The organism is Chromobacterium sp. CCUG 76385, assembly GCF_059916625.1.
Map to the genome: position 1 here is coordinate 52,863 of NZ_JAUCGU010000003.1, position 12,473 is coordinate 65,335.

Below are 12,473 nucleotides of genomic sequence, written 5' to 3' on the forward strand. Positions count from 1 at the left end.
TCAACTGTCAATTTTTCAATAACAATCAATTATGGTTTCAGCCGTTTATCGAATCAATTCAAAAGCGCATGATGCACTCCATCAGCGCTGCGACGCGGCGCCTCAACCAGATTTCCCATCAAGGAGTATCACCATGAAAATCGCACTGATCGGCGCCAGCGGCTATGTCGGTTCCGCCCTGTTGAAGGAAGCCCTGTCCCGCGGCCACCACGTCACCGCGTTGGTATCGCGCCCGGAACGCATCGCAGCGCAAGCCAAGCTCGCCGCCGTGAAAACCGATGTGCAGGACAGCGCCGCGCTGGCCGAGCAGCTGAAAGGCTTCGACGCCGTGATCAGCGCCTTCAGCGGCCACGCCCAGGCAGAGCAGTTCGACTACTACGTCAAGGGCGTGCGCGCCATCATCGCCGCAGCCAAGGCCCCGCGCCTGTTGGTGGTCGGCGGCGCCGGCAGCCTGGAAGTGGCCCCCGGCGTGCAGCTGGTGGATACCCCGGAATTTCCGGAGCAATGGAAGGCCTCGGCGCTGGGCGCGCGCGAAGCGCTGAACCTGCTGCGCGCCGAAACCGAACTGAACTGGACGCTGCTGAGCCCGTCGGCGATGCTGGAGCCGGGCGCGCGCACCGGCCAGTTCCGCCTGGGCCAAGACCAGCTCTTGGTCGATGCCGAAGGCAACAGCCGCATCTCGGTGGAAGATTACGCCGTGGCCATGATAGACGAGCTGGAAAAAGGCGAGCATCCGCGCAGCCGCTTCACCGTGGGTTACTGATTTATCCCGGTCATGAAAAAGCCGCTACGGTTTGCCGTAGCGGCTTTATGTTCGAATCCGCTTCGTGGATGATGATTTTCAATGCCGGGGCTGCCCGGCATGCAGGGAGGGGATATTTGTGTGGCCAAATATCCCCTCCACCCCTAAAGGCCACCCTGCAAGCCTGGCCTGCGGCTTCCCGCCGGGTCCCGTCATGCCCGAGGCGCGGCTGAACTCGCCCCGCGCTAACGTCGCGGGGCTCAAACAGGCAGCCGCTTAAAACCTCGGGCCTGCCACCCAGCGGCAGGCTTGAAGGGACTGGGCGCATTGCAAACGCACTGTTCCCCGCAAAACATTGTGTGCAGGCGGTTAAAGCTTGAACCGCCCCACCACCTGCTCCAGCGATTGCGACAGTTTTTCCAGATCGGCCACCACTTGGCCGGCGCGGGTGATTTCGGCGTCGGACTGAGTAGCTTGGCTGGACATCTGCTCCGCCGTGCGCGCCATGTCCTCGGTAGCCTTGGACTGCTCGCTGGCCGCGTCGCGGATTTCCGCCGCTTGGCGCACCACCAGCTGCATGCTGGACTGGATCTCCGCGATCTGGCGCTGCGCTTCCTCGGCCAGCTGCACGCCGCCTTGCACCGCGCCGTAAGTCCGCGCCACGCGTTCGCGGGCCTGGCCGGAGCCTTGCTGCATGCCATCCACCATTTCGTCGATTTCCACCGTGGCCTGGCTGGTGCGCTCGGCCAGCTTGCGCACTTCATCGGCCACCACGGCGAAGCCGCGGCCCTGCTCGCCGGCGCGGGCGGCCTCGATCGCCGCGTTCAGCGCCAACAGATTGGTCTGGTCGGCGATGTCCTTGATCACGCCGGCGATGCTGCCCACTTCGGTGGAGCGGCGCTCCAGCTCTTCCATCACCGCTTTCACCTCGTCCATGGAGGCGGCGACGGAGCCGATTTCCACACTGACCTTGCCCACCGCCTCCGCGCTTTGCGAGGACAGCGCGCCGGCCTGTTCCACCGCCTCGGCCGTGCCGTGGCAGTTGCCGGCAATGTGGCTGACGCTGACCGACAGCTGTTCGATGGTGGCGGCGGTGGTTTCGCTGAGGTCGGCGTTGTAGCGCGAGCCCTCGGACAGGCTTTGCGTCATGCGCGTCAACTCGCCGGCGCTGCGGTGCAGCTGCGCACTTTGCTCGCGCACCTGCAGGAACATGGCGCGCAGTTGCTCCATGAAGCGGTTGAAAGCTTCGGCCACTTGGCCGGTTTCATCACCGCTCTGCACCGGCAGGCGCAGGGTCAGATCGCCGTGGCCGGAGCTCAGCGAGCGCATAGCATTGCGCAGCTCCACCAGCGGGCGGCTGATGAAGCCGGACACCCACCAGATCAACAGCAGCGACAACGCCAGCACCACGGCATCCACGCCCACCACCCAGGCAATGGTGCGCGTCACTGCGCCGTAGACTTCGTCCGCGTCCATTTCCACCACCACGAACCAGTCGGCGCTGGGCATATAGCTGGAGGCGACGATGGTGGGGCCGCCCGGGCCATTGAAATGCGCCAGATTGAAGCCGGATTTATTCAGCAATTGCGGCGCCACCCCAGCCATGCCCGGCAGGCCGGGCAGCAGGGTTTTATTCTGCATCAGCGCCGGATCGCGGTGCAGGCGCACTTGGCCGCCGGCGTCCACCACATAGACCTGGCCATGCTCGCCCACAGCCATCTTGCGCACGCGCTCAGCCATCTGCGTCACGTCGAAGCCCAGGGCGGCCACGGCGCGATGGCCCGGCTTGTCCTTGTTGGCCAGCACGTTGACGAACATCATCACCTGCTGCTTGCCGGTTTCCGACCCCAGCGTGAACTGGCTCTCGCGGCCGGAAGCCAGGAAGTCGGCCAGCCACTTGTCGTTGCCCTTGGGGTCCGCCTTGACCGTGCCGTGATCGATGTAGATGTTCAGGGTCGCCTCGGAGGTCCAGGAGATGATGGACGCGCCGGAGGTCTGCATCAGCGCCTTGGCGTAATGCTGCCAGGCGGCCACGCCGGATTCCGGCTCGCCGGCGGCGGTCCAGTCCAAGAGATAGGTGTTGGCCGCCATCTGGCGGGTCTGGCTCAAGGGCAGCGAGATGGACGCGTCCAGTTCGTTGCGGATGGCTTCCACCGTCGCCTTCAGTTCGTGCTGCTCCAGCCGCTCGGTCAACGCGGTCTTGAACATGCGGGTGGACACCACGCCGGCGATCGCCAGCGAAACAAGCAGGATCAGCGCCACGCTGACCAGAATTTTCTGTTTGACCGACCAGTTCTTGAACATCTTGCTGGCTTCCTGAAATAAAAAAGGGAAAGCCCGGCCAACCCACTTGCCGGGCGAAACGACGATACCGCAGCAGATTCACTCATCGAATCCGCCTTGAACCCATACCGACGGAATATCGGCGGCAATTGTAACAAGGCTGTACAAGCGCAAGATGAATATTTTGCGAGAGATATCTTGATGTGGAGTAATTACCACACCCGCAGCGGATTCAACTCGGCTGACGGCGCGCCGGCTCGCTGTCGTGCAGGTAACGGGTGTAGATGTCGCGCGGCGGCTGGATGCCGCAATCGGCCAGGAGACGCCCCACCGCGCCGCGGTGGTAGCCGCCGTGGGTGATCACCTGCAGCAGCATCTCGGCCCGGCTCATCCGGCCGTGGCCGCCATCGGTGAAGGTGAAGCCTATGGCCTCGGCCAGTTCGTCCGCGCTCAGCGAGCAGGAGTATTCCACATACCAGGCGTCGGTTTCACGCACCGCGGCCAGCAGCTCGGTCAGTTCCGGCGTGTCCGGGGTATTGGTGGCGGCGTAGCCATGCGGCTGGCCGCTCAGATTGCCGCGGAAGATGCGGTCCACCACGTGGATATGGTTGAGGATGCGGATGGCGGTATGGCGCTTCTCTGGGTGAGCCGCCGCGTCAAGCGTCGCCACCATCGCGTACAGCTCTTCATCGGCCCAGGATTTGCAGCGAAACAGCGAGCGAAACAGCGCGGTATCCATCGAGAGCGTCCGGTCGGAATGAAACCGCCATTGTCTCACATGTCATTTCAAGCTCATCCCCCTGCCCTATCGGCCATCCCTTCAAAACAAACCGCCAGCATGTGCCGAATAATCTCCTCGTCCGCGTATTTGCCGTAGACCCGCAGGTATTCCACCGCCGGATCGCAGGTGCGGGCGTAGTAGCTGTACAGAATCACGTCGGCGGGCAGTTCGGCGCGCAGCTCGCCGGCCTGTTTCGCCTGCTCCACGATGCCCTGCAAAGTTTTATGCAGCTTGATGGCGCGGCTGACATAACGCAGGCTGCGCGTCAGCATGCCGCGCACCTGCGGGCTGGTGGACGGCAAAAAGGGCAGGCCGCCGGACAGGCGCACCCGCAGCGCCCAGGCCAGCAAATCGCGCAGCCGGCCCAACGGGCTCAGCGCGGCGTCCTGCGCGGCGAGGTAGGCCTGGGCATCGTCCAGCAGGCGGATCATCACCTCGGTGGCCAGCTCGTCCTTGGACTTGAAATGCTTGTACAGGCTGGGCTTGGAGATGCCGGCCTCGCCCGCCACGTCGTCCATGGTCATCAAGTCGAAGCCCTTGCTGGCCAGCATGCGGGTGGTGGCGTCCAGCACCGCCTGTTCTCTCAGCTTGAATGCCTGATCCTTGAAGCTGAGCCTGCCGAGAATACCCATCAGTAACACCTTTTACTAAGTAGTAGCATTTTTTTCTTACCAGTTATATTCTGAATATAAAGCAGCCGACCCAGGCTGCCAAGCAAGGCTTGCACCCGCTTTTTCCATACAGGATCCACGGTGAACACACAGCAGCGACAACGCATCGCCGTCATCGGCAGCGGCATTTCGGGCTTGGCCTCCGCGCATTTTCTGGCGCGCCGCCATTTGGTGACCCTGTTTGAAGCCAACGACTATCTCGGCGGCCACACCCATACCGTCGATGCGGAGGTGGACGGCCTGCGCTTCGCCGTCGATACCGGCTTCCTGGTGTACAACGAGCGCACCTACCCCAATCTGATCGCGCTGTTCCGGGAGCTGGACATCCCCAGCCATCCCACCGAAATGTCGTTCAGCGTGTCGCTGGACCACGGCAGGCTGGAATGGGCCGGCAGCAATCTGGACACCGTGTTCGCGCAGCGCGGCAATCTGCTGTCCGCCGGCTTCTGGGGCATGTTGGGCGACATCCTGCGTTTCAACCGCGAGGCCGAGCGCAATCTGGCGCGCGCGGTGCAATCGCCGTTGACGCTGGGCGAGCTGCTGGACGCCGGCGGCTACGGACGCCGCTTCCGCGATCACTACCTGCTGCCGATGGCGGCCGCCATCTGGTCCAGCCCCTGCCGCGACATCCTGGCCTTCCCGGCGGAAACCTTTCTGCGCTTTTGCCTGAACCACGGCCTGCTGCAGATCCGCAACCGCCCGCCATGGCGCACGGTGCCGGGCGGCGCGCGGCAATATGTGGACAAGATCGCCGCCGGCCTCGACGACATCCGTCTGGGCACCCCGGTGCTGCGCGTCAGCCGGGTGGACGGCCAAGCCCGCGTCTTGACCCAAGCCAGCGAGGAAACCTTCGACGCGGTGGTGTTCGCCACCCATGCCCCGCAGACGCTGCGCTTGCTAGTGGACGCCGACGAGCGCGAGCGCGCGGTGCTGCAGGCCGTGCGCTACCAGCCCAACGAGGCCGTGCTGCATTGGGACGACACGCTGCTGCCGCGCCGCCATCGCGCCTGGGCCGCCTGGAATTTCATCGGCGACAGCCACGACGACGGCCAGGCCGTGGGCGTCAGCTATCTGCTGAACCGCCTGCAGCCGCTGCCGCTGGACACGCCGGTCATCGTCACTCTGAACCCGCCGCGGCAACCGGCGGCGGACAAGGTGCTGGGCCGTTTCGCCTACCAGCACCCCCTGCTGGACGACAACGCCATCGCCGCGCAGCGCGGCCTGCGCGGCATCCAGGGCCGCCACGCCTGCTGGTTCGCCGGCGCCTGGACCGGCTACGGCTTTCACGAAGACGGGCTGAAGTCGGCGCTGCGGGTGGCGGCGGACTTTGGCCTGGCGCCGGACTGGGCGAGGATCTGACATGGCCGACGCCTATCTGATCACCGGACAGGTCATGCACCATAGGCTGCGCCCGGCGCGCAACCGCTTTGTCTACCCGGTGTTCTGCCTGCGGCTGAAGCTGTCGGCGCTGGAGCGGCTGTCCAGCCTCTGTTTCGGCGTCGACCGCTGGCGGCCCTTGATGCTGCGCACCGCCGACTACGGCCCGCGCGACGGCAGCCCGCTGCTGCCGTGGATACGCGCCCGGCTGGCGGAGGCCGGCCTGCCGGCCGATGGCGAAGTGTGGCTGCAGACTTTCCCGCGCGTATTCGGCCACGTGTTCAACCCGGTCAGCTTCTGGTACTGCCACGACGCGGCAGGCGAGCTGCGCGCGGTGCTGGCCGAAGTAAACAATACCTTCGGCGAACATCATGCTTATCTGCTCAGCGCCGAGCGCGGCGGCGCCATCCAGCCCGCCAGCCAGCTGGTCTGCCGCAAGCTGCTGCACGTCTCGCCGTTTTGCCGCGTCGAAGGCCATTACCGCTTCCGTTTCGTCGAACGAGCCGGCCATGCCCTGGTGCGCATCGACTATCACGACGAGGCCGGCGCGCTGCTCCATACCGCGGTATCCGGCAGCATGGCCGCGCTGACCTCCGGCCGCGCCCTGCGCGCGCTGCTGCGGCAGCCGCTGCTGACGCTGGGAGTCGTCGCACGCATACATTGGCAGGCGCTGCGGCTGTGGCTCAAGCGCGTGCCGTTTTTCCGCAAACCCCATCCCCCCGCCGCGACGCTCAGCCGCGGCCAGGAGACCGCCCCATGAGCGCCAGCCAACCCCTCGCTCAATCCCGTCCCGACCTCCCCGCCGCCGGCCGCGTGCTGCTGTCGCTGTTGGCCAGGCTGCGTCACGGCAGCCTGCGACTGACCACGCCGGATGGAGAGGAATTATGGTTCGGCCAACCCAAGCAGCCGGCCGATGCCAGCCTGATCCTGGTTGACTGGCGCGCCTGCGCCCGCATCCTGCAGGGCGACGATATCGGCTTTGCCGAAGCCTACCGCGACGGCTGGCTGGACAGCCCGGACCTGACCGCCCTGCTGCGGCTGGCGCTGCGCAACGAGGACGCGCTGCAGCTGGGGGCGCTCGGCCGGCTGGCCAGCCGGCTGTGGCACCGGCTGCGCCATGCGCTGCGCGGCAACAGCCGGCGCGGCAGCCGCCGCAACATCCATGCCCACTACGATATCGGCAATGATTTCTACCGGCTGTGGCTGGACCCGAGCTGGACCTACTCCAGCGCCTGGTTCGACGGCGATTACCGCCGCTCGCTGGCCGACGCCCAGGCCGCCAAATACCAGCGCATCTGCGACGAACTGCAACTGAAGCCCGGCATGCGCGTGCTGGAAATCGGCTGCGGCTGGGGCGGTTTCGCCGAGCATGCGACGCGGCGCGGCGCGGCCGTGCATGGCATCACCCTCTCCAAGGCGCAGCTGGACTTCGCCCAAGCCCGGCTGGCCCAGGAGCCGCTGGCGCGGCTGGAATGGCTGGACTACCGCGACCTGCGCGGCCAGTACGACGCCATCGTGTCGATCGAGATGTTCGAGGCGGTGGGCGAGCGCTACTGGGACGGCTATTTCGACACCCTGCGCCGCTGCCTGAAGCCCGGCGGCCGCGCCCTGGTGCAAAGCATCACCATCGAAGAAGCGCGATTTGAGCGTTACCGCGCCGAAGCCGATTTCATCCAGGCCTATATCTTTCCCGGCGGCATGCTGCCCAGCCGCGAACGCTTCCAGCGCTCGGCGGAACAGCGCGGCCTGGCCTGCCGCAACCGTCTGGACTTCGGCCCCGACTACGCCGAGACGCTGCGCCGCTGGCGGTCCGCCTTCGAAGCGCGGCTGCCGGAGGTGCGCGCCCAGGGCTTCGACGAGGCCTTCATCCGCCTGTGGCGGCTGTATCTGTGCTACTGCGAGGCCGGTTTCGACGAAGGCCGCATCGGCGTGTCGCAATTCTTGCTGCAAAGGAGCTGAATCATGCGCCGCCCGCCTCTGCTCGCCATGGTCGCCTTGCTGGCCGGTTGCGCCGGCCCTGCTGTCAGCGATTACGCCGCCAACCGCCCGCTGCTGGACCCGGGCCGGTTTTTCCTCGGCAAGACCGAGGCCTGGGGCATGTTCCAGGACCGCCAGGGCCGCCTGATCAAACGCTTTACCGTGGCGATGGACGGCGAACGCCGCGGCGACGAGGTGGTGCTGAACGAGCGTTTCCAGTACAGCGACGGCACGCGGCAGCAGCGCGTCTGGCACTTGCAGCCGCTGGGCGGCGGCCGTTGGCGCGGCCAGGCCGCCGACGTGGTGGGCGAGGCGCAGGGCGAAGCGGCAGGCAATGCGCTGCGCTGGCGCTATACCTTGCGGCTGCCGGTGGACGGCAAGGAATACGACGTCCAGTTTGACGACTGGATGTTCCTGCAGGACGACAACAGCCTGCTCAACCGCGCCACCATGAGCAAGTTCGGCTTCCCGCTCGGCGAAGTCACCCTGTTTTTCCGCAAACCGGAGTCTGCGCCATGAAACTGCGCCTGAACCCGGCGATACCGGACTGGCGAGCGCGCCGGGTGTGGGTGATAGGCGCGTCCAGCGGCATCGGCGCCGCCCTGGCGGCGGAACTGCTGGACGCCGGCGCGGACGTGATCCTGTCGGCGCGCCGCGCCGCGCCCATGCATGCCGTGGCCGACGGCCGCCCCGGCGCGCGGGTGGAAACGCTGGAGGTGACCGACCCCGCTTCGTGGCGCTCGGCCTGGGCGCGGCTGGAAGCCGACGCCGCGCTGCCGGACCTGGTGGTGTTCTGCGCCGCCGACTACCGGCCGCAGACCAGCCTGGACCTGCATGCCGAGGAAACCCGCCGCCTGCTCGACACCAATCTGCTCGGCGTCTACCTCGGCCTGGAAGTGGTGCTGCCGACGATGGCACGGCAAGGCCGCGGCGGCGTGGCGCTGATCGCCAGCGTGGCCGGCTATGTGGGCCTGCCGGGCGCGGTGGTGTACGGGCCGGGCAAGGCGGCCCTGATCAACCTGGCGGAAATCCTGTACGCCGAACTCAAGCCCCTGGGCTTGGCGGTATATCTGGTCAATCCCGGCTTCGTCGCCACGCCGCTGACCGCCAAGAACGACTTCGCCATGCCCGGCTTGCTGACGCCGCGCGCCGCCGCCGGCAACATCATGCGCGGCCTGGCGCGCGGCCGTTTCGAAATCCATTTTCCCTGGCGCTTCACCCTGTGGCTGAAGCTATTGCAGCTGCTGCCGTACTGGCTGCGGCTACCCTTGTTGACGAGGTTGGCACGCTGATGAAACGCATCCCTTCTCCCGACGCCTGGCAGGCGTTGCTGGACTGGTTCCAGACCTTGACGCCGGACAGCCTGGGCGAGATTAGCCGCTATTACGCGGACGAGGCCCGCTTCAAAGACCCGTTCAACGATGTGCGCGGCGTCGTCGCCATCGAAGCGGTGTTCCGCCACATGTTCAAGACCGTGGACGAGCCGCGCTTCACCGTGCTGCACGCGCTGCGCGATGGCGATCAGGCCTTCATCACCTGGGATTTCGACTTTGCCTATGCCGGCCGCCGCGTCAATATCCATGGCGGCAGCCATCTGCGCTTCGACGCCGACGGCAAGGTGATGCTGCACCGCGACTACTGGGACGCGGCGGAAGAGCTGTTCGAGAAGATTCCGCTACTGGGACTGCCCGTCGCCTGGATGCGCAAGAAATTGCGGGTGCCGGCATGAAGCCGGCTTTCCGCGGCAATAAGGCCGCGCTGCCGGCCAAGCGCTGCGCCGCCTGCGGCAAAACCATGGTTTGGCGCAAGAAATGGCAGCGCGATTGGAACGCAGTCAAATACTGTTCCGAACGCTGCCGCCGCCAGCGGGCAGGCCAGCCATGAGCGCGACGCTGTACTGGCTGCGCCAGGACTTGCGGCTGGACGACAACCCGGCCTTGCTGGCCGCCTGCGGCTCCGCCGCCTTGCTGCCGGTGTATTGCCACCGGCCCGCCCGCGACAGCGGCTGGGACTTTCCGCGTCTGGGCCGCCACCGCGCCGCCTTCATCGGCCAGGCCCTGGATAGCCTGCGCGCGGCCTTGAGCCACCGCGGCAGCGCGCTGTGCGAATTGCAAGGCCTGCCGGAGATCGTCTTGCCGGCGCTGGCGCGCGAGGTCGGCGCCGATCGCGTGGTATGCGAGCGCATCGCCGCGCCGGAAGAAGAGGCCGAAGTGTTGGCGCTGCGCCAAGCCGGCCTGCAGGTGTGCGAAATCTGGCAGTCCAGCCTGTACCTGCCGGAGCAGCTGCCGTTTGCCATCGAACGGTTGCCGCCGGTGTTCACCGCCTTCCGCCGCGCGCTGGAGCAAGCCGGACCTCAGCCCCTGCCGCCGCAAGACGCTCCAGCCGCCTTGCCGCCCCTGCCGGCCGGCTGGACGCCGCGCGAACCGCCTGCCCGCACGCCGGCGGCCATCGAACCGCGCTCGTCCTTCCCCTACCATCTGCCGGCATGCCATGGCGGCGAAGCGGCGGCGCGCGCCCATTTCCAGCAATACCTGGCGCGCGGGCTGCCGCATCGCTACAAGGCGACGCGCGACCGGCTGTACGGCGTCGACTTTTCCAGCAAGTTGTCTCCATGGCTGGCCAGCGGCGCGCTGTCGCCGCGCCGGGTCTGGCAGATGCTGAAAGCGTTCGAAGCCCGGCATGGCGCCAGCGAAGGCAGCGGCTGGATAGGCTTAGAGCTGCTGTGGCGCGATGACTTCCGCTTCCTCCACCTGCGGCATGGCGCGCGGCTCTATCACGCCGCCGGCCTGTCGGCCCTGCCGCCGCCCGCGCATGATGCGGCGGCGTTCCAGCGCTGGCGAAAAGGCGAAACCGGCCAGAGCCTGGTGGACGCGGCCATGCGCGAGCTGAGCGCCAGCGGCTATCTGTCCAATCGCTTGCGCCAGGTGGCCGCCAGCTATCTGATTTACGAGTGCGGCGGCGACTGGCGCGCCGGCGCGGCCTGGTTTGAATCGCAGCTGATCGATTACGACGCATACAGCAACCAGGGCAACTGGCTGTACATCGCCGGCCGCGGCACCGATCCGCGCGGCGGCCGCCGCTTCAATCCCGAGCGTCAGGCGGCGGAACACGATGCCCAAGGCCGCTACCGCGCGCTGTGGGGCACCGCATGAGCGCGCGCAGACGGCACAAGCCGCCCCCGCGCCAAACTCAAGACCGATGATGAGAACCAATATGTGGAAACAACGCATCACGCTGCTCGCCCTGGCCACCGCCCTGCTCGCCGGTTGCGACACCGAGCCGCCGCCCGGCATCGCCCCGGTGCGGCCCTTCCAGCTGACTCGCTATGAGGGCCGCTGGTACGAGATCGCCCGGCTGGACCACCGCTTCGAGCGCGGCCTGACCGCCGTCAGCGCCGACTACAGCCTGAACCCGGACGGCAGCATCCGCGTGCTCAACCGCGGCTATGACCCCGCCATCGCCGGCTGGCGCGAAGCGGTGGGCAAGGCCTGGTTCAATGGCCTGTCCGATGTCGCCTCGCTGCGGGTATCGTTCTTCGGGCCGTTCTACGGCGGCTACCATGTGGCGGCGCTGGACCCGGACTACCGCTGGTCGGTGGTGGTGGGGCCGGACAAGGACTATCTATGGCTGCTCGCGCGCGACAAGCAGCCTCCGGCTGCCGCCAAAACGGCCTTGCTGGCGGTGGCGGCAAAACTGAAGGTGCCGGCCGAGCAGCTGATCTGGGTAGAGCAGAACCGTGCCGACAACTAAGACGCGCCTGAATCCGGACAAGCTGCTGAACAGCAAATGGACCGCCGCCGCGCCGCGAAACAAGGAAAAGCACTTCCTGGTGGTGGCGCTGAACCGTCACGCGCCAGACGGCCCGGTGCAGACGGTGACGCTGGAGGCCGTCTACACCCGCCGCCGAACCGAGCTGCCGTGGCGCGCGCTGACCGACGCCGCGCAATGGCTGCAAGGCTGGAAATAGCTTCGCGCCGAGTCTGGCGAAACCGATAGGCTCAGGCGGCAGGCTTGCCGTAGGCGATCAGGAACACTTCAACCGCCGACGCCACCCAGGCAGGCCGGCTCGCCTTAGGCGCCAGTTCATCCACCAGGCCGGTGATCATCGCCACCTGGCATTCGGCATGCAGCAGGCCGTGAAAATGCATGGCCGCCGTCCATGGCGACGCCTCGCGCAGGCGGCCGGCCCGCATCTCCGCCGCCATGAACTCCGCCAGCTTGCCCCAACCGACCTTGGGACCGTTTTCATAGAACAGCAGCCCCACTTCGGAGCGGCTGCAGCTGCCCATCACGATGGCGCGCAAGGCGCGCAGCTCCGGGCTGAACAGATTGTCCAGATACGCCTCGCCGAAATCCTGCAGCACCGCCGCCAGGTCGCCGCCCGGCACCAGCCTGACGTAAACCTGGGACATCTCTGAGGCCAGACAGGCCATCACTTCCAGAAACAGCGTCTCTTTGGACGAGAAATAGTTGTAAAGCGTGGCCTTGGAGCCGCCGGCGCGGGTGGAAATCTCCGACATCGACGCCGCCTCGTAGCCGCGCTCCAGAAACACCTCGGTCGCCGCGGCGACGATCGCCTGACGCTTGCTTTCGCTTTTTGTACGCATATCCACCTTTAAACTGAACCGTACAGTTCAATTTT

The 12,473-nt window shown here is 66.5% G+C and carries 15 protein-coding genes; 11 read left to right on the plus strand and 4 right to left on the minus strand.

What is annotated here, in order from left to right; translation table 11 throughout:
* Window positions 1-133: 133 nt before the first annotated feature.
* On the plus strand, window positions 134-763 hold the full coding sequence (locus QUG01_RS03665; protein WP_500828934.1) for an NAD(P)-dependent oxidoreductase: 630 nt from the start codon (window positions 134-136) through the stop codon (window positions 761-763).
* 348 nt (window positions 764-1,111) lie between these two features.
* On the opposite strand, the gene QUG01_RS03670 is transcribed toward QUG01_RS03665, so the two are convergent.
* The 3 genes from QUG01_RS03670 to QUG01_RS03680 form a co-directional block, all read right to left on the minus strand.
* Window positions 1,112-3,046, minus strand: coding sequence for a methyl-accepting chemotaxis protein (locus QUG01_RS03670; RefSeq protein WP_500828935.1), 1,935 nt, complete (start codon window positions 3,044-3,046; stop codon window positions 1,112-1,114).
* 211 nt (window positions 3,047-3,257) lie between these two features.
* Window positions 3,258-3,764: a DinB family protein gene (locus tag QUG01_RS03675; RefSeq protein WP_500828936.1), complete on the minus strand. Its 507-nt coding sequence runs from the start codon at window positions 3,762-3,764 to the stop codon at window positions 3,258-3,260.
* 53 nt (window positions 3,765-3,817) lie between these two features.
* On the minus strand, window positions 3,818-4,438 hold the full coding sequence (locus QUG01_RS03680; RefSeq protein ID WP_500828937.1) for a TetR/AcrR family transcriptional regulator: 621 nt from the start codon (window positions 4,436-4,438) through the stop codon (window positions 3,818-3,820).
* Between the two features lie 120 nt (window positions 4,439-4,558).
* On the opposite strand from QUG01_RS03680, the gene QUG01_RS03685 reads away from it, so the two are divergent.
* The 10 genes from QUG01_RS03685 (at window position 4,559) to QUG01_RS03730 (ending at window position 11,798) form a co-directional block, all read left to right on the plus strand.
* Window positions 4,559-5,836 (plus strand): NAD(P)/FAD-dependent oxidoreductase, encoded by a 1,278-nt coding sequence (locus tag QUG01_RS03685; protein ID WP_500828938.1) that lies wholly within the window; start codon window positions 4,559-4,561, stop codon window positions 5,834-5,836.
* Between the two features lies 1 nt (window position 5,837).
* A complete protein-coding gene (locus QUG01_RS03690; RefSeq protein ID WP_500828939.1) occupies window positions 5,838-6,614 on the plus strand; it encodes a DUF1365 domain-containing protein in 777 nt (258 codons plus the stop codon).
* Window positions 6,611-7,813, plus strand: a complete 1,203-nt coding sequence (locus QUG01_RS03695) for a class I SAM-dependent methyltransferase (protein WP_500828940.1) — start codon at window positions 6,611-6,613, stop codon at window positions 7,811-7,813. The genes QUG01_RS03690 and QUG01_RS03695 overlap by 4 nt, the downstream gene beginning before the upstream one ends.
* 3 nt (window positions 7,814-7,816) lie before the next feature.
* On the plus strand, window positions 7,817-8,350 hold the full coding sequence (locus QUG01_RS03700) for a DUF3833 domain-containing protein (protein WP_500828941.1): 534 nt from the start codon (window positions 7,817-7,819) through the stop codon (window positions 8,348-8,350).
* Window positions 8,347-9,123: an SDR family NAD(P)-dependent oxidoreductase gene (locus QUG01_RS03705; RefSeq protein WP_500828942.1), complete on the plus strand. Its 777-nt coding sequence runs from the start codon at window positions 8,347-8,349 to the stop codon at window positions 9,121-9,123. The genes QUG01_RS03700 and QUG01_RS03705 overlap by 4 nt, the downstream gene beginning before the upstream one ends.
* Complete coding sequence (locus QUG01_RS03710; RefSeq protein WP_500828943.1) at window positions 9,123-9,560, plus strand: nuclear transport factor 2 family protein; 438 nt, start codon at window positions 9,123-9,125, stop codon at window positions 9,558-9,560. Before QUG01_RS03705 ends, QUG01_RS03710 begins: the two co-directional genes overlap by 1 nt.
* Window positions 9,557-9,715 carry a DUF2256 domain-containing protein gene (locus tag QUG01_RS03715; protein ID WP_500828944.1) on the plus strand — a complete coding sequence of 53 codons (159 nt, stop codon included), beginning with the start codon at window positions 9,557-9,559 and terminating at the stop codon, window positions 9,713-9,715. The genes QUG01_RS03710 and QUG01_RS03715 overlap by 4 nt, the downstream gene beginning before the upstream one ends.
* Entirely contained in the window at window positions 9,712-10,983 is a 1,272-nt protein-coding gene (locus QUG01_RS03720) for a DASH family cryptochrome (RefSeq protein WP_500828945.1), read from the plus strand. Before QUG01_RS03715 ends, QUG01_RS03720 begins: the two co-directional genes overlap by 4 nt.
* 61 nt (window positions 10,984-11,044) lie before the next feature.
* Entirely contained in the window at window positions 11,045-11,581 is a 537-nt protein-coding gene (locus QUG01_RS03725) for a lipocalin family protein (RefSeq protein WP_500828946.1), read from the plus strand.
* Window positions 11,568-11,798 carry a TIGR02450 family Trp-rich protein gene (locus QUG01_RS03730; RefSeq protein WP_500828947.1) on the plus strand — a complete coding sequence of 77 codons (231 nt, stop codon included), beginning with the start codon at window positions 11,568-11,570 and terminating at the stop codon, window positions 11,796-11,798. Before QUG01_RS03725 ends, QUG01_RS03730 begins: the two co-directional genes overlap by 14 nt.
* Before the next feature lie 31 nt (window positions 11,799-11,829).
* Here QUG01_RS03730 and QUG01_RS03735 read toward each other — a convergent pair whose 3' ends face one another.
* Window positions 11,830-12,438, minus strand: coding sequence for a TetR/AcrR family transcriptional regulator (locus QUG01_RS03735; protein ID WP_500828948.1), 609 nt, complete (start codon window positions 12,436-12,438; stop codon window positions 11,830-11,832).
* Window positions 12,439-12,473 lie beyond the last annotated feature (35 nt).

Coding starts and splice junctions, on each gene's coding strand:
- QUG01_RS03665 (WP_500828934.1), top strand. CDS start 134: ATGAAAATCGCACTGATCGGCGCCAGCGGCTATGTCGGTTCCGCCCTG.
- QUG01_RS03680 (WP_500828937.1), bottom strand. CDS start 4,438: ATGGGTATTCTCGGCAGGCTCAGCTTCAAGGATCAGGCATTCAAGCTG.
- QUG01_RS03690 (WP_500828939.1), top strand. CDS start 5,838: ATGGCCGACGCCTATCTGATCACCGGACAGGTCATGCACCATAGGCTG.
- QUG01_RS03715 (WP_500828944.1), top strand. CDS start 9,557: ATGAAGCCGGCTTTCCGCGGCAATAAGGCCGCGCTGCCGGCCAAGCGC.
- QUG01_RS03725 (WP_500828946.1), top strand. CDS start 11,045: ATGTGGAAACAACGCATCACGCTGCTCGCCCTGGCCACCGCCCTGCTC.
- QUG01_RS03705 (WP_500828942.1), top strand. CDS start 8,347: ATGAAACTGCGCCTGAACCCGGCGATACCGGACTGGCGAGCGCGCCGG.
- QUG01_RS03695 (WP_500828940.1), top strand. CDS start 6,611: ATGAGCGCCAGCCAACCCCTCGCTCAATCCCGTCCCGACCTCCCCGCC.
- QUG01_RS03675 (WP_500828936.1), bottom strand. CDS start 3,764: ATGGATACCGCGCTGTTTCGCTCGCTGTTTCGCTGCAAATCCTGGGCC.
- QUG01_RS03735 (WP_500828948.1), bottom strand. CDS start 12,438: ATGCGTACAAAAAGCGAAAGCAAGCGTCAGGCGATCGTCGCCGCGGCG.
- QUG01_RS03700 (WP_500828941.1), top strand. CDS start 7,817: ATGCGCCGCCCGCCTCTGCTCGCCATGGTCGCCTTGCTGGCCGGTTGC.
- QUG01_RS03720 (WP_500828945.1), top strand. CDS start 9,712: ATGAGCGCGACGCTGTACTGGCTGCGCCAGGACTTGCGGCTGGACGAC.
- QUG01_RS03710 (WP_500828943.1), top strand. CDS start 9,123: ATGAAACGCATCCCTTCTCCCGACGCCTGGCAGGCGTTGCTGGACTGG.
- QUG01_RS03670 (WP_500828935.1), bottom strand. CDS start 3,046: ATGTTCAAGAACTGGTCGGTCAAACAGAAAATTCTGGTCAGCGTGGCG.